The organism is Polaribacter pacificus, assembly GCF_038024035.1.
Classification (GTDB): Bacteria; Bacteroidota; Bacteroidia; order Flavobacteriales; family Flavobacteriaceae; genus Polaribacter; species Polaribacter pacificus.
The window spans coordinates 2,637,098-2,663,073 of the sequence record NZ_CP150664.1 but is presented as its reverse complement, the minus strand read 5'-3'; the positions used below and the strand labels follow the sequence as shown (position 1 = coordinate 2,663,073).

Sequence of the window (25,976 nt, the reverse complement as noted above, 5' to 3'; positions counted from 1 at the left end):
CAATAAAGAAATAGATGCATTAAAAAGAAAAAACCTGAGTGATGTACGTTTTAATTTCTGAAAAATTTTGTTGAATTTCTTTTACCAAAGTAAACTGATTTGCGGCTCTATCTAAATTATGTGCAGGATAGTTTGTTTTATAATAAACATCCTCATTTAAATAATCAGTTAAAAACCGGAGCCCCATAATAAATGGCAATACCTGAAGACTAATCGGTAAAAGTTTCACTTCTTCTAAGGTACAATTTTCTTTGATATTTTCACTAAAACCTAGAGTATAGGATTTAAAATAATCCAAATGAAACTGCACTTTTAACAAATCGGATTCATCCTCATCTGCCGTATTGCAAATGGTTCGGATTGCATCCGCATAATCATAGTGTAGTACACCTGGCATTACTGTGTCTGTATCAATCAAACAGATAGCTATATCTGAAGCATTAAAAAGTATGTTCGAAATTTTCGTATCGTTATGGGTTAACCGCAGCGGAAGCTTATTCATAGTAATCGCCTCATCTAAAACTCGCATGTTTTCTTGTTCTTTTTGCACAAAATCTATCAGCAGTTCAGCAGTCTTTAACCTTGTCGGGCTAGCTGCATTTAACGCAGTAAGAAACTGTCTGTAACGATTATCAATGCTATGAAAATCTGGTAAAATTGTTTTGATAGATTCCAATGGAAAATCTGCAGTTAAGGCCAAAAACTCACTGGTCGCTTTCCCTGCCTGATAGGCAATTGCTGTGTTAGGTGTTTTTTCATAGGTAATCGATCCTTTTATAAAAAAAGACAGATTCCAATAATGATTATTATGATCCACATAAAAGAAAGCACCCTGCTGAGTTTTTACAAAGCTCAATACATGCTGATGAAGCTTATCTTTTGAGTACTGTTGCATTTTTTTTTGCAAGTGCAAACTCACCAAAACCTTGTTTTGAATCATCAAAGCCGCTTCAGAAAAGACATTACTATTGATTCTTTGGAGGACAAATTTCACACCCTCTTTTGTCTCTATTAAATAGGTATCATTGATATGCCCAGTATTTAAAACCGTAAAAGACTCTATGCTTGTTTGAGTATCAAAAGCTTTAAAAACTTCTTGCACCTGTATCATCTCCATAAATTTTCTGGATAAGCCCCTTGAGCAATAAAATCTTTTATTCTACTCACAACCAACTCTTTATCTTCTTGGTAAGTAACCCCCATCCAATTGGCAGAAGTCTCTAAAACACGCACCCTTACCCTTTGTTTTTGCAATAACTCATCTATCACCGAGGGTAAATAAAACTCGGTAGTCAAAGAATTAGAATTAACACTTAAAAACTGTTCAAAGGCCGCTTCTAGATCGCTAAAAAACTCAGGATAAAACCCCCAAAAATTCATTGAAACCAAAGTATCCTTAGGCAAGAGCTCCTCCTTACCAGCTGCTGTTTTATAACTGATAACATCTTCTTTTTGAACAATAGCTGTTCGTTCTGTAATTTTTAGCAATTGCAGGTCTGAATCTACATAACATTGTCCTCTAGAAACCGATCCATTTGCAGACAAAGTATTTTGCACAGGATAACCGACCATAGCGTATTGCTGTCTATCTGTATTGGTTTTTAAAAATCGATACATCGCTTTAAAAGCATCAAAGCCATAAAAATCATCAGCGTTAATTACACAAAACTCTTCTTGGATATGCGTTTTTGCCACCAACAGCGCATGTCCAGTACCCCAAGGTTTTACTCGAGAATTGTTCTGGTATGTTTTTGGAATATTTTGGATCTCCTGGCAAACGTATGCAACAGTAGCTTTCCCTGCTAATTTGCTATCAAAATCTGCTTTAACCTCTGTTAAGATATCTTCTCGAAGAATAAAAACGATGTTTGTAAACCCAGCTTTGATGGCATCGTAAATAGAAAATTCCATGATACTTGCTCCAGATGCAGATACTTCATCCAATTGCTTGGTTCCTCCATAACGACTACCAATGCCAGCCGCCAACACCACAAGCGTATACTTATTGTGCATTCTTTTTTACTGGATTAAATTTGACTGTTTTTGGTTGAGTTGGCATCACAACAGTGTCTTTTGATTGTTCTAACTGCTTTTTTCTTTGTTTTTTAAGCCCCATTTTTTGTAGCAACTCAGACAAATTATTAAAATCTACTTGATAGGTAAGTCCTACACCTTGCGTATAGCCCTCTTCTTCTGTTGAGTATTGAATCTCGTTTTGTCTATTAAAAATAACACCTCTAAAGTTTCCTTTTTCATTTAACAGTACCTCTACTTTAACTTCTCCTACAACACTCGATTGAGTTTTAGACCCTACCGGAACCCCAACTTTACCATTAATAATTACCCGATCAGAAATCTGAGTACCAACTGATACATTAACCAAGTCATCTGTATTTAAATTATCGATATCACTCTTATTTGCCACATCATAACCCACACCAAATTGAACCTTGCCATCGCTACTGCTAATTAGATCTGATAAAACATTAGAAATCGCATTAGAAGTGGTTCCTATGATTGCATTAGAACTATTGAATCCTGAACCATTAGGATTGTAAAAACTATTGGTTACCAACAAGGTTAAAAATTGCTTGGTTTTTTCACCAACATTATTGTCATTCAATTTAAAATCAAGTTCTGATTTAATCGCTGAATTAACATTGGGAATTTCAATATCAAATTCTTGTTTTGAATTGTACAAACCTCCACTTATTCTTGTAATTAAGTTTACTGGTATTTTTCTATTGCTATTAAAGTTTTCTAATAATTGTCCTGGGTTTGCTTTGGCTACGTAAATTCCAGTTACATTTAAATTGGCATCGGTTGGATCTCCGTTCCAAGAAATTGTCCCGCCTTTTTCTACTTCAAAAGTTCTGTTAATTCCACTATTTTTAAACTCGTATTTACCTTTGTCTACTATAAAGTCTCCATACATAGAAAACCCGCCTCTAGTATCGATCTTTAGTTGAATATCCCCATTACCATTCCCTTTTAAAGAACTTCCTGTTTTTTTATCAATAACAACTTCTGCTGTTGCGTCTTTGGTAACTTCTAAATTGATATTTAAATTAAGTCCTTTGGGTGTATTAACAGCAAATTGCGACTTAGGATCAATTGTTTTTAACTCAGAATCAAAACGTATCAAACTAAAATTATCTACTGTTTTTAAATCGCTTAAAGGCAAGACAAAAACTGTATTTGGATTGGTTTTGGCATTTACATCAATTTGCAAACTACTAGTCATCCCATAAAGATGAGCTCCTCCATTAATAAAGGCTGTCCCGTAGTACAGGGTTTCTTCTGCATCTTCAGTGTCTAGTACCAATAAATTTTCTGTGTCTATCTTAAGGTTTAAATACCAATCTTTAAAATTCAAGTGTGAAATCCTTCCGCTAAAATCACCGATGGTTCCATACTTAACATCTTGCAAGGTTAGCTGATCAAAATTAAAAGATTGATCTTCTAAAGAAATTTTTGTGATGCCTTGAAAATCATAATCAACATTCAAATACGGAAATTTTAATCCAGCATCTTTGAGTGTTATTTCTCCTTTCATACTTGGGTTTCCCAAAAAGCCACTAACACTAAATTCTCCAGATGCTTCTCCTCGAAGTCTAGTAAGTATATCCTGACCTAGTGGACTAAAAGCATTGAGCTGAAACTGATCTAATTTTACTATAAAGTTTTTTAATTCTGGTCTTGTTGCACTAAAATCAACATCCCCATTGGCAAAAATACTTTGGCTTCCGTTATGAGTAAGACTCAAGTCTACATTGTATTTTTCGTAGGAGTTGTTTCCTTTTACAGACAATTTTAAATCCCCCTGCTCAAATGAATTGATTTTAAAGTTCTCAACGTCTAGGTTTCCCTCTGGCGAATACACTCCATCTTTTTGCAAAAAGTCCAAATCACCACTTAAAACACCATACATAGATAAACTATCTATTGGAGGCAAAAAACTAGAGAGCTCTACCTTTTTAAAATTGATCTTTAAATCTTTATATGTAGAATCTCTAAGAGTCCCTAAAAAAGTAATTTCTTGTTCATTTGATGCTAATTTAAAAGGACTAAAAACGAATTCTTCCTTCTTAAAATCAAAAACAACTTTATTATCTTTATTGCTTTCTGGATTAATATTCCAAACGTTATTCTTAAAATTAAATATCGATTTTTCAATACCTAAAACAAACTTTTGATCTTCATTAAAAGTATAATAAAAGTCCATATTGTAGGTTTCGGAGTTTTGGATCCCTCCTTTAAACTCTGACTTAAAAAACAAGGTGTCATTTTGGGTTCTATTGATCAAGTTTAGCTTGGTAGCATCATAATACTTGGTCTTGATATTTTCTGCCATTAGATGCGTGTTGTATAGCGGGTTTGTCGTATTTATCCTTAATGAAAGCTCATCGATTTCATTGCCATAGGCCACTACCTTAGGAGAAATAAAAGTAAAAACGACATCATTTGATTTGGAATCCAAACGCCCTCTAATTGTGGTGTTACTTCCTATAAAAATTTGAGGAAAAAATACATCTACAATTTGATTGTAAATTTTAAAATCAAACTCAATATATTGATCTGTATCAACTGGGTAAGGCTTGTAATTTGTATACATGCTACCCAATGCATTCTGGGCTATTGGCAGTAATTGATTAAAAGTAAAGACTCCGTTTAATTGTCCTTGAACAATATCATCCGAACTAACTTTGATCGTTTTCACCTCTTTGTCAAGTCCAGAAACGACTGAGAAGTTTTTAAAAACATAAGCCTGTTTTTGATTGGTGTAAACCACATCTTTAAAGTTGGCTCTTCCAACAATATTATCAAAATTATTTCCAACAACATCGATTACAATATCACCTTTGATATTAGATAAACTATCTCTGGTAAACAAATTCGTTTTAAGTAAATTAGCTTCTTCTATACTTGCCGTAAAATCAAATTTATTGACGCTTGACGAAAAATCTGCCAAACCATTAAATCGCATTTTTAAAAATGCATCATCAACTTTTAAATTCCCATTAAACAAACGATTCTGAAAAAGACCATCGACATATAAGTTTTGATACACATAATCATTAAACTCTAGTTGTTTAATACTTCCTATAACTCCGGTATTGATATTTTCTAATTTAAAACCAGAACCATTTACATCGGCATCCAAGCTAACCTTACCAAACAATGATTCATTAATAAAAGCACCAATATTAAAATCAATCAAAGAAATTCTTCCTTTGTAATCTGAGTTGTCAATATTTGTAATATTTGTAAGTTCTAGGTCTGCTCTCGCTTTTCCTAGTTTTGAATTGATCAATACATTGGCCTTAATCTTATCACTACTAACAAAGGTCTTACCAGAAAGTCTAAAATTACCTAACCGTGACAATTCTGTTGGCAGGGTTTTACCAAGCAAATTAGGAAGTATGCTTTTTAATTGCTGGTGGTTTGCTGTAATATTTGTTAAAGCGGCATCAAAGAGAAAATCTTTATCAGCATTTAAAATATTTTTAAAACTCATTTCTGATTTAATTTTCATTCCTTCATCAGAAACTAAATCAAACCCGTTTATCTTAAAATTGTTTAAATACCCATTAAACTCTCCATTAAAATGCAAAATATCATCACCGTCAATTTCTTCGTATAATTTATGCAGGTCTTGCATAGCCAAATCACTTTGATCGATGCTTGCTTTTATAAGTACTTTGTCTGTAAAAAATTGTAAATCCTCTCGATTATAATCAAATTTAATATTGGCCTGAACTAATGAATGTGCTGTCTTGATTCGGGTGTTCTCAAACAGCATTTGTGAAGTGGTATAGGTAAAATCAGTGGTTAAATCTACAACCTCAATTCCTGTGGTATGATTAAAGTATAAACCGCGAAGCTTAGCATATACATTGGCTCCTTCGATACGAAAATCACTCAAACTACCACCTGCATCTGATAATGCCAATGATAAAGGCTCTTTGTTATTGGCATCTGAAATACGAAAAGTAAGATTGTTAAGATAGATGTTTTTTGTGGACAGTAAAAATGTTGGAGCCAAAGAATCTACAGGAGTATCCGTATTAAATTTCTCAACAAAAACAGCTAAATTATCATCAGTTTCACCTTTGTAGGTTGTCATAAAAAACTGAACACCATCAAGAGAAACGTTCCCTAAATTTACATCGTTGTCCATTATTTTTTTAACATCTCGCAAAGAAGTACTTAGCTTATCAACAAAAAGTAAGGTGTCTTTATGATGGTCTCTTATTTCAACTCCTTTTAAACGAACAGAACCCAAAAAAGACAAATCAACCTGCTTTACAACAATGTCTGTTTTAAATTCTTTATTTAATGTTTTAGTAAGAGTTTTGGCCAATCGAGTTTGAACAGCAGGAATAGAAAAAACGATGCTCATCAAAAACAAAAAAAGCAGCATATAGCTGAATAAATGTACTATTTTACGAATCGTGTTTTTGATGGTCAATTTTGTTTAAATTAAGTAGCCTTATTGTGATAATAATCAAAAATGCTGCCATTAATTGCAAAGAAAGTTCAATTTTTAATAACTATTGAATTTGAATCGATATTTTTGCACAAGCAATTTAAAACAATTAATCGTTTGAGCCAAAAGTCAATCTATATTTTAGGAATAGAATCATCATGTGATGACACGAGTGCTGCCGTAATTTGCAACGGAGTAGTTTTAAGCAATGTGGTTGCCAATCAAGAGGTGCATGCTAAATACGGTGGTGTGGTGCCAGAGTTGGCTTCAAGAGCCCATCAACAAAACATTGTACCCGTGGTACAACAAGCACTAAAAGAAGCCAACATAGAAAAACACCAATTACATGGAATAGCTTTTACAAGAGGTCCTGGATTAATGGGTTCTTTGTTAGTTGGTACTTCCTTTGCAAAATCTTTGGCTTTGGGTTTAAAGATTCCATTGTTAGATGTTAACCATATGCAAGCTCATATTTTAGCGCACTTTATCAAAGAAGAAGATAGCAGGATTCCTCCTTTTCCATTTATCTGCCTTACCATAAGCGGAGGTCATACTCAGATTGTTAAAGTAAACAATCATTTTGATATGGAAATTTTAGGAGAAACCATTGATGATGCGGTTGGAGAAGCGTTTGATAAATCTGCAAAAATACTTGGACTTCCTTATCCTGGAGGACCCTTAATTGACAAATACGCACAGTTGGGAAACCCAAAAGCTTTTAAGTTTACCAAACCTAAAGTTGGAGATCTTGATTTTAGTTTTAGCGGATTAAAAACGGCCATTTTATACTTTATCCAAAAACAAGAAAAAGAGCAACCTAATTTCATTAAAGAAAACCTCTACGATATTTGTGCATCCATACAGTACACCATCATAGAAATTTTAATGGACAAACTTAAAAATGCAGTCAAACAAACTCAAATTACCCATATTGCTATTGCTGGAGGAGTTTCTGCTAATTCAGAAATTAGAAAACGCCTTAAAATGGCTGAGCAACATTGGGGTTGGACTAGTTATATTCCTAAGTTTGAATACACCACAGACAACGCAGCCATGATAGCCATTACAGGTTATTTAAACTTTTTAAACAACACCTATGCAGACGTTTCTGTAACTGCACAAGCACGGTTAAAAGTTACCGAATAAAAAAACCTCTCAGAGCAGCGCTAGAGAGGTTTTGTTTTTTTTTTACAAACTCCTATCTCAAAACTTCTTCTAACACTTTTGCCAATCGGATCCCTCCTTTTTGAAGCTGTGATCTAACAGTTGCAAAGTGATCATACATATAGCGATATCCAAGTTTTTCACCTGTTTTTGCAGATCCGTATACTTCTTGTGCCAAACCTTTGGTCTCATTTACCCAAGACACAACCGTACCCTGTGCTATCGCTTTAATTTGTTTTTTATTTAAATCATCTGTATTGCTAGCCAATTCTGTATAGGTCATATTAAAGCTATCAATCATTTGGCTATCCCAAATCCTGTGCATATTGGTTCCGTTATTAAACCATTGTACTTGAAAGGTATTCCCGCCTTTATCACTTAATCTTCCAACGTGCATTGGCTGATGTAGATCACCAATTAAATGCACTAACATTTTTAAATAAAAAGCTTTATCTGCCTTAGTAGCTTTGTCATCAAGCAATACTTGTTTGCATTTTTCAATTCCTGTAACCAGATCTCCTTGAGGATTTTTCACAGAACTTTCATAGGTATCATTATCATTTAAGTTTACATAATGCCAAGTATAAAAATTGCTGTATTTTCTATCTGATTTGATATCATCTGCAAAGGTAGACACCATTGCCAAGCTCTGCCCATCTAGCAATGCTTTAATTTTTCTTTTGATTTTTTTAGACAAATGAGCTTCTGCAATCTGACCTATAGCTCTGTGCCCAGTGTTTCCCCAATCAATCTCATTTGCAAATGCAGTTTGACTTACAAATAAAAACACAAACACTCCAATACATAAATTTTTCATATCTCCTTACTTAGTAATAACAATCGGCTAATTTATAAAAATAATTGGGCAGATATTTGGAAATATCAAAAAAATAAATATATCTTTGTGATATCATTTTAATATCATTATAAAAACACCATACCATGACAGAAGAAAAAATCATTAAACCAGCAAATGGATACCTTATGTTCTTTGTAGTATTGACTATGTTCGTAGGAGGAATCATCTTATCTATTATGAATGAAACACCTATTTATCTAATTGCAACTGCACTCGGATTTATCCTAATGTTTGGATTTATCTTAGTTAACCCAAATTCTTCTGCAGTATTATTACTCTTTGGTAAATATATTGGGACTGTTAAATCGAATGGCTTGTACTGGGCCAACCCTTTGTATAGAAAAAGAACTATCTCTTTAAGAGCTAGCAATTTTGATAGTGAGCGTTTAAAAGTAAATGACAAATTAGGAAACCCTATTATGATCAGCACCATTTTGGTTTGGAGAGTAACCAACACTTACAATGCTGCTTTTGATGTTGATAATTATGAAAATTTTGTTCGTGTGCAAACCGATGCAGCTGTTAGAAAACTTGCAAGCATGTATCCTTATGACAATTTTGCCGATGAAGGAACAGAAGAAGATATTACTTTGCGTTCTAGCGTAAATGAAGTTAGTGAAGCCTTAGAAAAGGAAGTTGAAGAGCGCTTATCTATTGCAGGTATTGAAGTCTTAGAAGCTAGAATAGGTTACTTGGCGTACGCTCAAGAGATTGCAAATGCTATGTTAAAAAGACAGCAGGCAACAGCTATTGTAGCCGCTAGACACAAAATTGTAGAAGGAGCTGTTAGCATGGTAGAAATGGCCTTAAATGAATTGAGCAAAAAGCAGATTGTAGAACTTGATGATGAAAGAAAAGCGGCAATGGTAAGCAATTTAATGGTTGTTTTGTGTGGAGATAAAGATGCTTCTCCTGTTTTAAATACAGGAACTTTAAGTCATTAATCATGTCAATCGCACTCATAACACTAAGCAGTTATCTATTGCATAACTTTAGTTTGATTTTTACCCATTATGTATTCTTATAAAGATGCTGGGGTTTCAAATTAAAAATAAAAAGGCAAAACTACTCTTGCTGATACTGATTCTTGCACTTATTTGTGCAGGTATCTTTATCGCACTGACGTTTAAAAGAATGTAAGTTCAATTAATATTTATAAAATGAAAGAATACAAAGTTGTCAATTGGAAGATGGGGCTCACAAAAAACAATGAGCGCTTAGAAGACACTCTTAATGAATATGCTCGTAGCGGGTGGAGACTTATTGAAATTGCTCCTCAAGGCGCCAGAATAATTCTAGAAAGAGAAAAAAATAGGTAAATTACTTTAGCAATATGAAAGTATTTAAAGAGGAACAACGGTTCTCACAAAGTTGGTTGATTGCCCTGATTATTATCAGTACAATTGTCCCTCTTATTATTGTAATAAAAAAATATTTAGACAAAAATATCAGTGTAGAAACATCAGAATTTATCGGAACCATTGGCCTTATGCTTGCTCTTACTTCGTTTATTTTTTTCTGTAAATTAAAAACCAGAATTGATGAAAAAGGAGTGTATTATCAATTTGTTCCTTTTCATTTTTCTCTAAAACTGATTTCATGGAATCAAATACAAACTGCTCAAATTAGAAAATACGATGCCATTACTGAATATGGAGGCTGGGGCTTAAAGAGCGTAGCGCTTTGGAACAGAAGCAGAGGGAAATCAATTACTGTGAGTGGTAATATAGGGATCCAATTGGTACTTAAAGACGGAAAAAAGATACTGATAGGCACCCAAAATGAACAAGATGCTAGACGGGTGTTGACACAATATATAAACAGAACTGAAAATAATGAAAACTAAACTACTACTTTTTTTACTCTTTGTTTGCTGCTACAGTTTTGGACAAAAAGCCATCACTAGCGAAGAACTTGTGTTACAAAATGATTCAATCATTTTACCGGGAACTTTAAGCTATACAAAAACTGGTACACCTTTAATTATTTGGATCCATGGTTCTGGAAATGTTGATAGAAACGGAAACCAACTACCTGTTATTAAAGCCAATTACATCCAACAATTTAGAGAGGCAATCAACCAAGAAGACTTGGCTTTTTTTAGCTATGACAAGAGAACAGCTAGTAAAGAAAATATGAGGTTTTTAAGCGCAGTACTTTTTACTGACTTTGTTAATGATGCTAAAAAAGTAGTGCAGCACTTTAAAAAAGATCCTCGGTTTACAAAAATTATTTTAATCGGACACAGTCAAGGTTCATTAGTTGCCATGCTTGCTTCAGAAAATACAGATGGATTTATTTCTATTGCTGGCCCTGGTGAATCTATAGATCAAACCATGATCAAACAAATTTCAAAGCAGAATGCTAATTTAGGTACTTATGCTGCAAAACATTTTAAAGAACTAAAAGAAACCGGAACCATAAAAACCGTAAATCCATTTTTAATGACTGTTTTTGCAAAACAAAATTTTGCATTCTTAAACTCATGGGCAGTATTTAACCCATCCGAAGAAATAAAAAAAATAAAGATCCCCACCCTTATATTGCAAGGAACAAAGGACCTACAGGTAGTTGCCGAGGATGCGCAACAATTACACAACTCAAAAAGCAATGCTAGTTTGGTATATGTAGAAAATATGAACCACGTGCTAAAAGAAATCACAGAGGATGCAGACAATCTGAAATCATATTATTCTGCTGCTTACCCTTTATCCAAAGAATTGATAGAAACGATTGTTGCTTTTATAAAAAAATAGACAGATGGCAAAAAAGAAAGCTTTTGCACTTAGAATAAATGAAGATATGATTAAGGCTATTGAAAAATGGGCTTCCGATGAATTTCGATCAACCAATGGTCAGATAGAATGGATGCTCATGCAAAGTCTTAAAGAAGCTAAAAGAGAACCTAAAAACAAAAGCGAGGAATAAAATTCTTCGCTTTTTTTTTGGAATAGTTTTGGCATAAACTATTTTTAAAAAACAAGATGAAAAGCTTTTTTATAATTACTACATTTCTATTTTCGATATTTTCATACTCCCAATCTAGAGATACTGTTTATTTATTGATTGATAAAAAAGATACTCTTATAAAAAAAATTGAAAACAAAAAAGGTAGCCCAAATCATTATCAGTTCTTTTTCACTGAAAAGAAGAAAATTAAAAAAAATAATACACCAATTATAAAAAATAAAATTTGGGTAGCAGACACTAAATACAACTATTATGTTTATGAAAGAGATAGTTATGAATTTGTTTTTTACAGAACAGAAGATAAATTAATTAGTAAAAAAGTTTTAGAATCTTTAACTTATGTTAAAAGAAGAGAACAACTATTAAAAACAGAAAAACTATTATTTAATTTTACTATTTATTTTATTGAACCAGTAAATAAAAATAAATACATTATGCGAAAAGTATACCCTGTGTTTTATGAATAATAAAAACCCTACAGTAATCATGTAAAAGAAAAGCGAGTCATAAAATATGCTCGCTTTTTTCTTGTTAACATTTTTTTAAGATATTTTTTCTTTGATTAATTTGTAACTTTCAACCCTCAACAACTAATCTAAACCTCATGAAAAAATTATTTTCAATTTTATTTTTATTAATAAGCCCTTTCTTGTTCTCTCAAGAGTTTTCAATGGACATGGTTAAAAACATGAAACCAAGAAGCATTGGTCCTGGTGGAATGAGTGGCCGTGTCACGTCAATTGATGTGGTCGAAAACAACACAAACATTATGTATGTAGGTACTGCATCTGGTGGTTTGTGGAAATCTACCTCAGCAGGAATTAGCTGGGAACCAATTTTTGATAACGAAACCACTGCCTCTATTGGTGCTGTTAAAATTCAGCAGTCAAACCCAAGTGTTATCTGGGTGGGTACCGGAGAAGGAAATCCAAGAAACAGTTTAAATGGTGGATTTGGAATCTACAAATCTATCGATGCTGGTAAAACTTGGAAATTGATGGGCTTAGAAAAAACCCGTCATATTCATCGAGTAGTAATTGACCCAACAAATCCAGACATTGTATATGCTGCTGCTATAGGATCACCTTGGGGAGAACACTCAGAAAGAGGTGTTTACAAAACTATTGACGGTGGTAAGACTTGGAAACAAATTTTATTTAACAACAACAAAACTGGTGCTGCAGATTTGGTCATGGACCCTGCAAATCCCAATAAGTTAATCGCTGCCATGTGGGAGCACAAACGCGATCCTTGGTTTTTTAAATCTGGTGGTGAAGGAAGTGGAATGTATATTACCCATGACGGTGGTGAAAACTGGAAAAAAGTAACAGAAAAAGAAGGATTCCCAAAAGGAGAATTAGGAAGAATCGGTGTTGCAATTGCACCTAGCAATCCAGAAATTGTGTACGCATTGGTAGAAGCAAAAAAGAACGCGCTTTACAAAAGTACTGATGGTGGTTTTTCATGGAGAAAAATAAATGACAAAACAAGTATCGGAACTCGTCCATTTTACTATTCTGAAATCTATGTAGACCCACAAAATGAGAACAGATTGTATTCAATCTTTACCTATGTAAATGTCTCTAATGACGGTGGTAAAAACTTTTCTCAATTAATGCCTGCTTATGGAGCTAACAACGGCGTGCATCCTGACCATCACGCTTGGTGGATTCACCCAAAAGATGGTTCTTTTATGATGGACGGAAATGATGGAGGATTAAACATCACAAGAGATGGCGGTAAAACCTGGCGCTTTGCAGAAAATATTCCTGTAGCACAATTTTACCATATAAATGTAGATAATGAATATCCATATAATGTATATGGAGGAATGCAAGATAATGGTTCTTGGGGTGGCCCAGCTTATGTTTGGAAAGCTCAAGGAATTAGAAATTCATACTGGCAAGAACTAGCCTTTGGAGATGGTTTTGATGTGGTACCAGACAAAGACAATTCTCGTTATGGATACGCCATGAGTCAACAAGGTTCTGTTGCTCGTTATGACAAGGAAACTGGCTATAGTTATTCTATAAAACCTACCCACCCAAATCCAAAAGTTCAATTGCGTTTTAACTGGAATAGTGGAATAGGTCAAGATCAATTTGACAATTCAACAGTATATTTTGGAAGTCAGTTTGTACATAAAAGTACCGATAAAGGACTTACCTGGGATATTATTTCTCCAGACCTAACAACCAATGACCCAGAAAAGCTTAAACAAAGTGAAAGTGGTGGATTAACCATGGATGCAACAGGAGCAGAAAATCACTGTACTATTTTAGTGATTGAACCTACACCTTTAGAAAAAGATGTTATTTGGGTTGGAACTGATGATGGTAACGTACAGGTAACAAAAAATGGAGGCGCAACTTGGACCAATGTAGCAAAAAACATAAAAGACTTACCTAAAGGAAGCTGGATAGCACAAATAAAAGCATCTAATAAAAATAAAGGAGAAGCCTTATTAGTAGCTAATGATTACAGACGTTTTAACTATACACCGTATGTATATAAAACTAAAAACTACGGAAGAACCTGGACACGTATTGTTGATGAAAATGATGTTCAGAGCTATACTTTAAGCATTGTTGAAGATATCGTAAATCCTAATTTATTGTTCTTAGGAACTGATGATGGTTTATACGTATCTCTAGATGCTGGTGACAAATGGACCAAATGGACTAATGGTTTCCCAACTGTTCCTGTTAAAGATTTAGTAATTCACCCTAGAGAACATGACTTAGTGATTGCTACTTTTGGTAGAGCCGCTTGGATCCTAGACGACATTAAACCTTTAAGAGCATTAGCAGGTAATAAAAAGAACCTTTCTAAAAATTTAGAATTGTTTACCCCACCTACTGCTTATTTTGCAAAAACGATTCAACCAACTGGAAGTCGTTTTGGAGCTGATGCTTTATACCAAGGTGAAAACCGAAGAGGTGGAGCAATCATTTCTTATTATATCAACAAACCAGAAGAAGCTAAAAAAGAGGCTAAAAATGCTATCAAATGGGATTCTATTTATTTAAATATATATGATGGTACTCGTTTAATCAGAACTCTAAAACAAAAAGCACCAAAAGAAAATGGTGTGCATAAAATGTACTGGAGAATGGATGAAAAAGGAGTTGCTAGAGCTTCACGGTCTTTGAGAAGATCAACAAGAGAATCTGGAGGTGTTTCTGTAAAACCAGGTACCTATAGATTAAAAATGAGCTTTGGAAACCAAGTTTCAGAACAAAACATCACTGTTTCTTTTGACCCAAGATTGTCATTAACCTTAGCTGATATTAATACACGTTATGATTTAAGCAAACAATTAGAAAAAGATGGTGAGTTAATTGCTAATGTTGTGTATCAATTAGTAGAGAGCAAAAGCATTGCTGATGCCTATGCTAAGAGTCTTGCAGCAAATGATGCGAAAAAATTTAAAAATGAAATCAAAGCATCTAAAGACATTTCTAAGAAATTAGACAAAATGATTAACTCATACCTAGGAACAATAGATCGTAGACAAGGTATCACCAGAACTCCAGAAGTTACTATAAACAATCAGTTAAGTTCTTCAAGATCTCCGTTAGTTTCTCGTTATGGTCCAATTACAAAAACAGAAACCATAGCAATGAACAACTTTAAAACAGCCTTAAAAGCTGCTTTACAAAAAGCAAATAGTTTCTTTAGCACAGATTGGAAAACCTATCGACAACAATTAGAAAAGGTCAAAACATCTGATTTTAAAGAAACCAAAAGTTTCTATATCAATTAAAAAAAAAGCGAAGCCTAACAGCTTCGCTTTTTTTATGCCTAGAATTTTGATACTTTAGCGAAAAACTAACTACAACATGACTGAACCAATATTTACCAATGATGCCATTGTTTTTGGAATTTTAATGATTTCGCTTGGCTTTGTCTTTTACACAGAATCTAAAGCTACAGGGTTTTGGCCAAAATTTTATAAAATCGTACCCGGATTGTTTATGGCCTACTTTATCCCTGCAATCTTTACGACCCTAGGGATCATTTCTCCAGAATGGGAACAGGTATCTGCTACAGGAGAAATTACCAAAAGCTCATCACAATTGTATTATGTATCTAGCCGATTTTTATTACCAGCTGCATTGGTCCTTATGACACTGAGCATAGACCTTAAAGCCATTTTTAATTTGGGTTCAAAGGCTTTGATTATGTTTTTTACAGGTACGGTGGGGATCATAATTGGAGGTCCAATTGCAATCCTGTTAATCTCTGCGGTTTCTCCAGAAACTGTTGGAGGTGCAGATTTTGATGCGGTGTGGCGTGGGCTTTCTACCCTCGCAGGAAGTTGGATTGGCGGAGGAGCTAATCAAACAGCAATGCTTGAGATTTACAAATACAATCCGGCTAAATACGGAGGAATGGTCTTTGTTGATATTGTAGTAGCCAATATTTGGATGGCCATTTTATTAATAGGAATCGGTAAAAAAGATAAAATAAACAAGTGGCTAAAAGCAGACACCTCTGCCATAGAAGATTTAAAAGATAAAGTAACCCAGTTTACACAAAAAGTAAAAAGAAACCCATCTTTAACAGATCTTATGATTATGTTAGCCATCGCTTTTGGGACGGTTGGTTTTGGGCATTTTGCTGCCAGTTATTTAAGTAGTTTTTTTGGAAACCTAGTTCAAGGGATTGAATCCCAATCCTTAAAAAACATGTTTACCTTTTTAGATTCTCAATTCTTTTGGTTGATTAGTATTTCTACAATTGTTGCCATACTATTATCATACACTAAAGCAAGAAACTACGAAGGTGCTGGTGCTAGTAAACTAGGAAGTGTTTTTATTTATGTGCTTGTTGCCTCTATTGGAATGAAAATGGATTTGTTAATGATTTTTGACAATGTCGGTTTAATTGCTATTGGTATTGTTTGGATGACCATCCATGCAGGTTTGCTTATTTTGGTAGCCAAGTTAATTAGAGCACCATACTTTTTCTTAGCAGTAGGAAGCCAGGCTAATGTTGGAGGTGCGGCTTCAGCACCTATTGTTGCTCAAGCTTTTCATCCTTCTTTAGCAACCGTTGGAGTCTTATTGGCTGTTTTTGGATATGCAATTGGAACCATCGGAGCTATTGCCTGTACAATTTTACTAGAATTAGCTTCAAAAGTTTGATAGAATTCTGCATCTTTGCAGACGAAAAAAAATAGATAGCAATACCATGAAAAAAATACTAATTGTTGGATTCATATCTCTACTAGTTTTAGCTTGTACATCTGCTAAAAAAGAAGGAAACATGATCGTGAATGGCCAAATTAAAGGTCTAAAGAAAGGAACTTTGTATTTGCAAAAAATAAAAGATACTACCTTAGTTTCTGTTGATTCAATTACATTATTAGGAAATGATCTGTTTACATTAACAGACAATGTAGAAAGTCCTGAGTTGTATTATTTAACTTTTGACGGTAACACCACCGATAAATACCTAATGTTTTTTGGAGAACCCGGAACAATCACTATCAATGATGAGATTGATAAATTTGGAATCAACCCAAAAATATCAGGTTCTAAAAACCAAGAATTACTAGACAAATACAACAGAATTGCAACCCGCTATAATGATCAGAATTTAGAACTAATCAAAGAAAGTTTTTTAGCACAGCAACTAAATAATGAAGATTCAATTGCTGCCGTTGAAAAAAAATCTAATTCTTTGTTGAGAAGACGTGTTTTATATGCAACTAATTTTGCAGTGAGCAATGCAGACTTTGAAGTAGCCCCTTATATCGCTTTAAGCCAATTGGGGAATGCTAATATTAAATTATTAGATACCATCAATAACTCTTTAAGTGAAAAGGTAAAGACATCTTTATATGGTAAAAAATTAGCCAACTATATTGCTAATATCAAGAAGAACGAGACCAACGACTAAGTCGTCTAAAACATACACCCTAAAAATCCACTGCTTTTGTAGTGGATTTTTTTTACAACAGCTTTTTAAGAGAATAACTAGATTGCTAAAAAGCATCAGAAATTGTTTGTTTGTACAAAAACAATTAACTTGTACAAAAAGTGATTAATATGTCTAACGCAACAAGACGTGGATTTATCCAGAAAAGCATTTTAGGTGGGCTTGTATACATCTTTGGCACCCCATTACTTGGTGCTCAAAACGCAATCGAAAATTCAAATTTCAAAGAGAGCTTCCAGCTAAAACACAGTACTTATAACCAAATTGACTGGGCTAAAATTAGAGCTCAATTTCTTTTTCCTACTAGTAGGCAGTATTTAAACACGGCTAGCTTAGGTCCTTCTCCTAGAACAGTCGTAGACACCATAAGTAAAACTATAGAGCAACTTGAGACTTCTTGCAGCCACGGGCATCATTTGACCGAAAAAACACATACCCAGATTGCCGCATTTTTAAACTGTAGTCCAGATGAAATTGCCGTTATCAGAAATGCAACAGAGGGTATGAATATTATTGCAAGAACTCTGCGCTTAAAAGCTGGAGACGAAGTCATCATTACCACACATGAACATGTAGGTGGTGCAGCCCCATGGATGGCCTTGCAAAAAGATCTGGGAATCATTGTAAAACTAATTGACCTTGACCTTAACGGTGAAACTAATTTTGAGCGTATTAAAGCTCAAACCACATCAAAGACCAAAGCCATTGCTTTTTCTCATATTACCTGTACCAACGGCATGAAACTACCTGTAAAAAAACTTGCAGACTTTTGCCGTAGCAAAGGTATTTACTCTTGTGTGGATGGTGCTCAAGCACTGGGAATGTTCCCGATAGACCTCACAGATTTAAACCCTGATTTTTATACCAGCAGCGGACACAAATGGTTGTTTGGTCCAAAGGGCACTGGTCTCTTTTTTATGAACAAAAAATGGATTCAAAAATTAAATCCTGTTTATGTTGGAGCCTACTCAGACAGCAAATACGATCTTAACAGCTTACAAATGGAATACAGAGATTCTGTTCAACGAGAAGAATACGGAACCAGAAACACTGCTATAACTTTAGGCTTAGGTGCTGCTATTGATTTTATAACATCTATCGGTATAGAAAACGTCGCCAAACGCGGACGAGAATTGTCTAATCATTTTAGAAAAAAGCTTGAGCAAATGGATTCAATAGAAATCATCACTCCAAAAAGCCCTGAATTTTCTGCATCTATGCTAACTTTTCGAATTAAAAATGCAGACAATCTTAAAATCAATCAGCAAATAAACAGTCAATACAAAATTAGATTGCGAGGTATTTATGAAAATAATTTAAACAGCATTCGGGTTTCATTTGCCGTCTATAATACCTTTAAAGAAATTGACAATTTAGTTAGCGCTTTACAAGAAATAACAAAAAAGAAATAGCCTTAGACTAGCAAAAATGAGAAACTTAAAACCTTTTAAAATCACCTATATCAAAACAGGATTACTAGCTTGTTTCTTAGTGTTTCTGACCTCTTGCCAACCTAAAAAACCATCTACTAAGCAGAAGTCTAAAGACAGCACTAGCTCTAAAGTTATTACCCCCGAATTTCAATCCATCCTTGATTCAGCAAAAGTAACAGGCTCCATTTTAATTTATGATCTAGAAGACAAACGCTATTATTCTAATGATTTTAAATGGACTGAGAATGGATACTTACCTGCATCAACTTTTAAAATTACCAATGCAATTATCGCTCTAGAAACAGGTGTTATTAAAAATGACAGCAGTGTTTTTAAGTGGAATGGAAAAGAAAGAAGACTAAAGACCTGGGAGCGAGACCTAACGTTTACAGAAGCGTTCCATGCATCCTGTGTTCCTTGCTTCCAAGAGCTTGCTCAAAAAATTGGACCTGAGAAGATGAACTTGTATTTAAAAAAACTAAACTACGGAGCAATGCAAGTATCCGCTAGCAATATTGATCTATTTTGGTTAGCAGGGGATTCTAAAATTAATCAATTAGAGCAAATCGATTTTCTAAAACGATTGTATCAATCTCAATTACCCATCTCTAAAAGAACCGAAAACATTATTAAAAGAATGATGCTTATTAATGAGAATGATGGATACACAATTAGCGGAAAGACAGGTTGGTCCATTAGAAACGGTCATAACAATGGTTGGTTTGTCGGCTGGCTTAAAACAGCTAATAAAGTCTACTTCTTTGCAACCAACATCAATCCAAAACAGCAATTTAACATGAGTTTGTTTCCTGTGATTCGCAAAAGCATTACTCAACAAGCCTTTAAAGAATTAGGAATCATAAAAAACTAAATAACCATTATATAATCTGTATGCTTTACAGTTCTAATTAAAAACGATTATCTCCATCCAATAGATTTCCGATTCCACCAAGTATACTACCTTCACCTCGATCACCTCTTCCTGTTTGAGGCGCCATTGCTAAGACTCTTCCTGCCAAACGACTAAAAGGTAAGGACTGAATATAAACGGTACCTGGTCCTTGTAATTTTGCAAAAAACAATCCTTCACCCCCAAAAATAGTGTTCTTGATTCCGCCTACAAATTCTATATCATAATCGATATCTTGGGTAAAACCTACGATACAGCCCGTATCTACTCGTAAAACTTCTCCTCTTTGCAATACTTTTTTAGACATGGTGCCACCTGCATGCACAAAGCTTAAACCATCTCCTTCTAATTTCTGCATAATAAAGCCTTCTCCACCAAACAAGCCTCTACCTAATTTTTTGGAAAACTCGATTCCTATAGTAACTCCTTTTGCCGCACATAAAAAAGCATCTTTTTGACAGATAAACTTACCGTTAAACTCTGTTAGGTCTATGGGAATAATTTTCCCAGGATAGGGAGAAGCAAAAGAAACTTGCTTTTTACCATAACCTGTATTGGTAAACACAGTCATAAACAAACTCTCTCCGGTTAACAAACGTTTACCCGCAGAAAAAAGTTTTCCTAAAATCCCTTCATCCTGTTTAGAACCATCTCCAAAAATAGTCGTCATACTAATGCCATCATGCATCATCATAAAACTTCCGGATTCTGCAACAACTCCTTCTTGAGGATCAAGCTCAATTTCTACATATTGCATTTCTTCGCCGTGGATGTGGTAATCTATTTCGTGTGCATTCATATCTGTTGTTTTTTTTATTAGATGTAATTTTTTGACTATTGTTACACTAGCTTCTCATTACTTTTTATTTTAACTTTATAAAAAGCGATATTTATTATTTTACTTTAATACCCCATTCATAAATAAATTTTGAAACAGAGATCCCTTCTTCATTAAACCCTTCTACATTCATATAGATGGTTTGCCCCTCTCCTGTTTGTATTGATTTTTGAATAGCCTCCTTTACCAAATGAGCTTCTTCACAAGTAAAGAGAATCTTACCCGTGGCCTTTTTGGTAAATGTTCCTTCTTGATGCGTGACCAACATGGAAATTTTTTGATCAGCTGCAGCTATTTCTTGCATCACTAAAATTCCACTAGCAAATTCTGATGCCATACCCTGAACAGCCCAATACAATGATTTAAAAGGATTCTGGTTAATCCAGCGATGACGAACACGAATAACCGCTTTGGTTTGACTAATTGACACTACTCTTATACCACAAAAAAAAGCAGAAGGCAGCTTAAAAAACATAAAAAGATTAATTTTTCTGGGTGTAAACTTCATAAAAAAATAAATTACGGAACGATTTAGTAAAAAAAATGAAAAAATAATTTATTTTCTTAAAACAAACACAATCCCTTTAAAAACAAGCAATATAGCCTTAAATTATGAATAAATAAAATGTTTTTTCACATGGAATTAAAAAAAATATAGTACTTTGTTTTGCATAGTACTGTTTTTTATACATATATTTGCATAGTCAAGTAGTATATAAAAATAATATCATGAATAAAAATAACGAAAACACCAATGCTTTTTTAATCCACATCTCTGCTTTTGCAGGATACTTTTTTCCGCTTGGTAGTATTATTGCTCCATTAATATTGTGGCAAACCCAAAAAGATAAAAGTCAGTTTATAGATGAACAAGGAAAAGAAGCCGTAAACTTTAATATCAGTTATGTCTTATACACTTTTATTCTAGGTGTATCTGCAATTCCATTTGCCTTTAATTCTCTTTTCAATCATTTTCGTCATTACAATGATTTTAATTTTGATTTTAATTTTAATGGAGGTCACTTTTTTGGCTTTTTTGGCATCGCATCATTAATTACGATTCTAGGCTTTATCAAAGTCATCTTAATTATTCTTGCGGCATTAAAATCAAAAGAAGGAGAAAATTACAAGTATCCATTGACTATAAAATTTATAAAATAACCCTCATAAAACTCTTTATATGAAGATAGAAAACACAAAAGCACAGATGCGCAAAGGAGTTTTAGAATACTGTATTCTCTCTATCCTAGAGCATGGAGATGCATACACCTCTGAAATACTAGAAACTTTAAAAGCATCAGAAATGATTGTCGTAGAGGGGACTATTTATCCGCTACTCACTCGTCTAAAAAACGCAGGACTCTTAAGCTATCGGTGGGAGGAATCAACCTCAGGCCCGCCAAGAAAGTATTATGTCATTACAGAAAATGGAGCTTTATTTACCAAAGAACTCAATACAACTTGGCAAAATTTAGTCACCGCAGTAAACCAAATAACAACTAAAAAAACAAACCATGAATAAGACTATTAATATCAATCTAGGAGGATTCTTTTTCCACATCGATGAGATTGCCTTCCTAAAGTTAAAAAGGTATCTAGATGCAATTTCTAGGTCCTTAAGTGATGACCCCCAAGGGAAGAACGAAATTATTGCAGATATAGAAGCAAGGATTAGCGAACTCTTATCTGAAAAGATTACAGATCCACGTCAGGTTGTTAATGAAAGTGATATTGATGAAGTAATCAAAGTCATGGGGCAACCAGAAGACTATGCTGGAGCAGAAGAAGGATATGCAAATGAAGGATACAGCTATCAAAAAAGTAAATCTTCAAATAAAAAATTATTTAGAGATGGAGATGATAAGTTTTTAGGTGGTGTTGCATCAGGTATTGCTCATTATTTTGATATCGATACTGTATGGGTTCGTTTGGCCTTTATATTATTCGCTTTTAGTGGATTTAGCATCCTTACATACATCATTCTTTGGATTGTAATACCTCAGGCAGAAACCACTGCTGAGAAATTACAAATGGAAGGTGAAGCTGTAAATATTGATAATATTGAAAAAAAAATTCGCGAAGAATTTAGCAATGTTTCAGAGACCATAAAAAATAGCGCGAGCGAAGTTTCTGGGAAGTTAAAAGATGGAGCTTCAAAAGTAAACCAAGGTTTTAAAAACGGAGGTAAAAAAGCAACCTCGGGTTTACAGGATTTTTTAGACACTTTAGGCGCAATACTACTTACCATTTTTAAAGTATTTGGGAAGTTTATTGGAGTGATTCTAATGATAGCGTCTGCGATCACACTAATCGGTTTAATTGTTGGAGCATTTTCTTTTGGAAGTTTGGATTATATTTTAGGTTTTGATGCCGATTTCTCTCCGATTTCTGGTTTGTTTTTTGAATCAACACTGCCATCTTGGTTGCTAACTACTTGTATTTTCTTATTGGTTGCAGTTCCAGTTTTGTCATTGTTTATCTTAGGGTTAAGAATTGTTTCAAGCAATGTAAAACAGTTTAGTAAAATAACATCTTTGACTTTTTTAGCCATTTGGATCTTAGCTTTATTAGCAATTGTTTTTACAGGAATAGAGTTTAGCTCTGCAAAAGCCTTTGACGGATATAAAATCAAGAAAACAACATTGCCTTTTGCTTCTAAAGATACCTTAAACATAAAAATGGTAAAGAATGATGACTATTATTATCAATCTAGTTATATCAGAAGAAATAATAGGAATATCATCCAGGTAGACAACTCTAAAAAGATCTACTCAAACAACGTACGTATTGATGTAGAAAAAAGCTTAACGGGTTCTGCTTATGTAGAAATTAGAAAAAAATCAGAAGGTAGAAACATTACACGTGCTAACAACAGTGCTTCTGAGATCACATATAATTTTAACGTTGAGAATAACGATGTGCTTTTTGATAACTATTTTATTAGCCCCTATAAGAATCTAATCAAAACAGAACGTATTTACATTACGGTTTATATTCCAGAAGGGACCACTGTCTATTTTGATGAAAGTTCTCAATATTATCTATATCAAATAGAAAATACCACAGATACTTACGACAATGAAATGGATGGGCTTTATTTTACCATGACCAAAGAAGGTTTACACAATAAAGAATTGGCGGCCCAAGATGATTTCTCTTCAGAGGAAGATTAACAGTTGAGCCATAAAAATCAACAATTGAGCAACCTATATTTGATGAAAAGCGTCTAACTATAGACATTTGAATCTAAAATTAAAAAACATGAAAACAACAATCAGCAAAATACTCATCCTTTTAGTGGCAAGTACGCTTACCACCTCTTGTATGATCGAAGGTTTAAATAGAATTTCTGGAAACAGAAAAGTAACAACCGAAAACAGAAAAGTTGCGAAAGATTTTACCGCAATCCAAGCCGGAAACGGAATTGAGGTCTTAATTACACAAAGCAACCAAACCAAAATTGTGGTTGAGGCAGATGAAAACTTGCAAGATTATATCAAAACCGAAGTTCAAAATGGTGTATTAAAGATATACTCTAAAAGAAATATCTGGAGAGCCAAATCAAAAAGAGTCTATGTGAGCACAAAAACCATCAGTGCAATTAAAGCGGCAAGCGGTAGTGATGTATATACAGAAAACACTATAAAAGCTAACAATATTGATCTTTCTACAAGCAGTGGTGCCGATGCTAAAATTAGTATCAATGCTACTACAGTAACATCAAGCGCATCTAGTGGTTCTGATCTTAAAATAATTGGAAAAGCAAAAAATTACTCTGCTAGTGCCAGCAGTGGATCAAGCATTAATGCATACGGGCTTGAAAGCCTAAATGCAACCGTAAAAGTGAGTAGCGGTGCAGACATCGATGTGTATGTACTAGAGTCCCTTGACGCCAAAGCTAGTAGCGGTGGAGATGTTGATTTTAAAGGAAACCCAAAGCGCGTTCGTCAAAAGGCATCCTCTGGAGGTAGCGTTTCTGAGAAAAACTAACAACTAGAACAAATAACCAAACTCATGATTAAAGTACTACTTTTTATAATCGCTTTTTTATTGTCTTTTTTAAGTATTGGGCAGATCAAAGAGATTCCAAAATACCAGCCTGTTGACCTAGCTTTACACAATGAAATTGTAAAAATGGATGGTATTTATTTTGACGCTTACAATACGTGCGACATGAAAACACAGGCAGATTTATACCATGAGGATATAGAGTTTTTTCATGACAAAGGCGGCTTAGCTACAGATAAGCAAGAGCTTTTAAAAGCTTTAAAAGAAAACATCTGTAACAAGGTAACAAGAACAGTTATCAAAGGAAGCATAGAAGTGTATCCAATTAAAGGATATGGCGCCATAGAAATAGGCTACCACAAGTTCTTTAACAAAGAGGAGCCAAATGCCAAATCTATCCCTAGTAAGTTTATTATGGTTTGGAAAAATGAAAATGATCGTTGGAAAATTACAAAAGTAATTAGCCTGCATTAACATATTTAAAATCTATATTAAGGCTTCTTCAACCTTAATTATAGTACTAATACTTGGTTTTATTAGTTTACTTGGTAAGTCGTCGTTTTGAAAAAAACGGCGCTTACTTTTTTATAGCTTTTCCTAAAAAAACAACTGTGTAATTTTTACTATTTTTGGAATATGAAAAAATTAGCCCTACTCCTATTTTTTGTAAGCACTTCTATACTTGGACAACAACTACCCACTAATTTTGTGTACTTAAATGAGTTGGCTCCCTCTATTCAGATAGAACTGAGATATCTGGGTACTCATAACTTTATCGGCAAGCCCATTGATGGCTATATTAAAAACAAGCTCATCGTTACCGCACCCACTGCTAAAGCCTTGATCAAGGTTCAGAAACAATTAGAACCTTTTGGTTTGAGCCTTAAAATTTACGATGCCTACAGACCTCAAAAAGCCGTTGATCATTTTGTTCGCTGGGCTAAAAAGTTAAGCGACACCTTAATGAAAAATGAGTTTTATCCAAAAGTTCCTAAATCAGAGTTGTTTAAACAGGGATATATTGCTTCAAAATCTGGACATTCTAGAGGTAGCACGGTAGATCTTACCATTGTCGATGCAAAATCAGGAAGCCCATTAGACATGGGAAGCCCCTATGATTTCTTTGGAAAAGAATCTCACCCTTTGCACCAGCAATTAAACAAAACACAAAAAGCAAATCGATTGCTATTGAGAAATTTAATGTTGCAGCATGGCTTTAAGCCCTATGAAAATGAATGGTGGCATTTTACCTTGAGAAACGAACCCTTTCCTAACAACTATTTTGATTTCTCTATCCAATAGTAAGTTTTAACACACTATAAAGACCAAAGCTAATAAATCGGTATTATATTTGTAGT

General features: G+C 34.0%; 24 protein-coding genes. 18 read left to right on the top strand and 6 right to left on the bottom strand.

All coding sequences use genetic code 11. The features are described 5' to 3' along the window. Nucleotides 1-19 precede the first annotated feature (19 nt). The 3 genes from WHC90_RS12105 to WHC90_RS12095 are packed head-to-tail and all read right to left on the bottom strand — an operon-like array spanning nucleotide 20 to nucleotide 6,403. On the bottom strand, nucleotides 20-1,117 hold the full coding sequence (locus tag WHC90_RS12105; RefSeq protein ID WP_229664936.1) for a phosphotransferase enzyme family protein: 1,098 nt from the start codon (nucleotides 1,115-1,117) through the stop codon (nucleotides 20-22). Further along, nucleotides 1,108-2,013 (bottom strand): nucleotidyltransferase family protein, encoded by a 906-nt coding sequence (locus WHC90_RS12100; protein ID WP_188599107.1) that lies wholly within the window; start codon nucleotides 2,011-2,013, stop codon nucleotides 1,108-1,110. Before WHC90_RS12100 ends, WHC90_RS12105 begins: the two co-directional genes overlap by 10 nt. Beyond that, entirely contained in the window at nucleotides 2,003-6,403 is a 4,401-nt protein-coding gene (locus WHC90_RS12095) for a translocation/assembly module TamB domain-containing protein (protein ID WP_340819636.1), read from the bottom strand. The genes WHC90_RS12100 and WHC90_RS12095 overlap by 11 nt, the downstream gene beginning before the upstream one ends. Before the next feature lie 204 nt (nucleotides 6,404-6,607). On the opposite strand from WHC90_RS12095, the gene tsaD reads away from it, so the two are divergent. Then, nucleotides 6,608-7,636: a tRNA (adenosine(37)-N6)-threonylcarbamoyltransferase complex transferase subunit TsaD gene (gene tsaD, locus WHC90_RS12090; protein ID WP_188599108.1), complete on the top strand. Its 1,029-nt coding sequence runs from the start codon at nucleotides 6,608-6,610 to the stop codon at nucleotides 7,634-7,636. A 52-nt stretch (nucleotides 7,637-7,688) separates the two neighbouring features. On the opposite strand, the gene WHC90_RS12085 is transcribed toward tsaD, so the two are convergent. Then, complete coding sequence (locus tag WHC90_RS12085; RefSeq protein ID WP_188599109.1) at nucleotides 7,689-8,471, bottom strand: S1/P1 nuclease; 783 nt, start codon at nucleotides 8,469-8,471, stop codon at nucleotides 7,689-7,691. A 125-nt stretch (nucleotides 8,472-8,596) separates the two neighbouring features. Here WHC90_RS12085 and WHC90_RS12080 point away from each other — a divergent pair, with 125 nt between their 5' ends. The 11 genes from WHC90_RS12080 (at nucleotide 8,597) to blaOXA (ending at nucleotide 19,733) form a co-directional block, all read left to right on the top strand. Next, nucleotides 8,597-9,457 (top strand): SPFH domain-containing protein, encoded by an 861-nt coding sequence (locus WHC90_RS12080; RefSeq protein ID WP_188599110.1) that lies wholly within the window; start codon nucleotides 8,597-8,599, stop codon nucleotides 9,455-9,457. 216 nt (nucleotides 9,458-9,673) lie between these two features. After that, a complete protein-coding gene (locus tag WHC90_RS12075) occupies nucleotides 9,674-9,832 on the top strand; it encodes a DUF4177 domain-containing protein (RefSeq protein WP_188599111.1) in 159 nt (52 codons plus the stop codon). A 14-nt stretch (nucleotides 9,833-9,846) separates the two neighbouring features. Continuing rightward, the gene (locus WHC90_RS12070; protein WP_188599112.1) at nucleotides 9,847-10,359 is read left to right on the top strand and encodes a hypothetical protein; all 513 of its coding nucleotides are present in this window, start codon (nucleotides 9,847-9,849) and stop codon (nucleotides 10,357-10,359) included. Beyond that, the gene (locus WHC90_RS12065) at nucleotides 10,349-11,269 is read left to right on the top strand and encodes an alpha/beta hydrolase family protein (RefSeq protein WP_188599113.1); all 921 of its coding nucleotides are present in this window, start codon (nucleotides 10,349-10,351) and stop codon (nucleotides 11,267-11,269) included. The genes WHC90_RS12070 and WHC90_RS12065 overlap by 11 nt, the downstream gene beginning before the upstream one ends. Before the next feature lie 4 nt (nucleotides 11,270-11,273). Further along, on the top strand, nucleotides 11,274-11,441 hold the full coding sequence (locus tag WHC90_RS12060; RefSeq protein ID WP_188599114.1) for an Arc family DNA-binding protein: 168 nt from the start codon (nucleotides 11,274-11,276) through the stop codon (nucleotides 11,439-11,441). 56 nt (nucleotides 11,442-11,497) lie between these two features. After that, on the top strand, nucleotides 11,498-11,950 hold the full coding sequence (locus WHC90_RS12055; RefSeq protein WP_188599115.1) for a hypothetical protein: 453 nt from the start codon (nucleotides 11,498-11,500) through the stop codon (nucleotides 11,948-11,950). 137 nt (nucleotides 11,951-12,087) lie between these two features. Further along, nucleotides 12,088-15,249: a WD40/YVTN/BNR-like repeat-containing protein gene (locus WHC90_RS12050; protein WP_188599116.1), complete on the top strand. Its 3,162-nt coding sequence runs from the start codon at nucleotides 12,088-12,090 to the stop codon at nucleotides 15,247-15,249. 76 nt (nucleotides 15,250-15,325) lie between these two features. Then, nucleotides 15,326-16,633: a DUF819 domain-containing protein gene (locus WHC90_RS12045; protein ID WP_188599117.1), complete on the top strand. Its 1,308-nt coding sequence runs from the start codon at nucleotides 15,326-15,328 to the stop codon at nucleotides 16,631-16,633. A 46-nt stretch (nucleotides 16,634-16,679) separates the two neighbouring features. Further along, the gene (locus WHC90_RS12040) at nucleotides 16,680-17,390 is read left to right on the top strand and encodes a DUF4369 domain-containing protein (RefSeq protein WP_188599118.1); all 711 of its coding nucleotides are present in this window, start codon (nucleotides 16,680-16,682) and stop codon (nucleotides 17,388-17,390) included. Between the two features lie 149 nt (nucleotides 17,391-17,539). Then, nucleotides 17,540-18,841, top strand: coding sequence for an aminotransferase class V-fold PLP-dependent enzyme (locus WHC90_RS12035; RefSeq protein WP_188599119.1), 1,302 nt, complete (start codon nucleotides 17,540-17,542; stop codon nucleotides 18,839-18,841). A 16-nt stretch (nucleotides 18,842-18,857) separates the two neighbouring features. Then, nucleotides 18,858-19,733 carry a class D beta-lactamase gene (blaOXA, locus tag WHC90_RS12030; RefSeq protein WP_188599120.1) on the top strand — a complete coding sequence of 292 codons (876 nt, stop codon included), beginning with the start codon at nucleotides 18,858-18,860 and terminating at the stop codon, nucleotides 19,731-19,733. A gap of 37 nt (nucleotides 19,734-19,770) precedes the next feature. Here the strand turns inward: blaOXA and WHC90_RS12025 are convergent, their stop codons facing one another. Next, nucleotides 19,771-20,571 (bottom strand): TIGR00266 family protein, encoded by an 801-nt coding sequence (locus WHC90_RS12025; RefSeq protein WP_188599121.1) that lies wholly within the window; start codon nucleotides 20,569-20,571, stop codon nucleotides 19,771-19,773. 94 nt (nucleotides 20,572-20,665) lie between these two features. Beyond that, on the bottom strand, nucleotides 20,666-21,118 hold the full coding sequence (locus WHC90_RS12020) for a DUF4442 domain-containing protein (RefSeq protein ID WP_188599122.1): 453 nt from the start codon (nucleotides 21,116-21,118) through the stop codon (nucleotides 20,666-20,668). Nucleotides 21,119-21,339: 221 nt separating this feature from the next. Between WHC90_RS12020 and WHC90_RS12015 the strand changes: the two genes are divergently transcribed. The 6 genes from WHC90_RS12015 to WHC90_RS11990 all read left to right on the top strand — a co-directional run bounded on the left by WHC90_RS12015 (nucleotide 21,340) and on the right by WHC90_RS11990 (nucleotide 25,920). Beyond that, nucleotides 21,340-21,771 carry a DUF4870 domain-containing protein gene (locus WHC90_RS12015; protein WP_188599123.1) on the top strand — a complete coding sequence of 144 codons (432 nt, stop codon included), beginning with the start codon at nucleotides 21,340-21,342 and terminating at the stop codon, nucleotides 21,769-21,771. A gap of 19 nt (nucleotides 21,772-21,790) precedes the next feature. Continuing rightward, the gene (locus tag WHC90_RS12010; protein ID WP_188599124.1) at nucleotides 21,791-22,132 is read left to right on the top strand and encodes a PadR family transcriptional regulator; all 342 of its coding nucleotides are present in this window, start codon (nucleotides 21,791-21,793) and stop codon (nucleotides 22,130-22,132) included. Beyond that, nucleotides 22,125-23,783 carry a PspC domain-containing protein gene (locus WHC90_RS12005; protein ID WP_188599125.1) on the top strand — a complete coding sequence of 553 codons (1,659 nt, stop codon included), beginning with the start codon at nucleotides 22,125-22,127 and terminating at the stop codon, nucleotides 23,781-23,783. The genes WHC90_RS12010 and WHC90_RS12005 overlap by 8 nt, the downstream gene beginning before the upstream one ends. An 88-nt stretch (nucleotides 23,784-23,871) precedes the next feature. Beyond that, nucleotides 23,872-24,600 (top strand): head GIN domain-containing protein, encoded by a 729-nt coding sequence (locus WHC90_RS12000; protein ID WP_229664938.1) that lies wholly within the window; start codon nucleotides 23,872-23,874, stop codon nucleotides 24,598-24,600. Nucleotides 24,601-24,624: 24 nt separating this feature from the next. Further along, the gene (locus WHC90_RS11995) at nucleotides 24,625-25,092 is read left to right on the top strand and encodes a nuclear transport factor 2 family protein (protein WP_188599126.1); all 468 of its coding nucleotides are present in this window, start codon (nucleotides 24,625-24,627) and stop codon (nucleotides 25,090-25,092) included. A gap of 162 nt (nucleotides 25,093-25,254) precedes the next feature. After that, nucleotides 25,255-25,920 (top strand): M15 family metallopeptidase, encoded by a 666-nt coding sequence (locus tag WHC90_RS11990; RefSeq protein ID WP_188599127.1) that lies wholly within the window; start codon nucleotides 25,255-25,257, stop codon nucleotides 25,918-25,920. Nucleotides 25,921-25,976 lie beyond the last annotated feature (56 nt).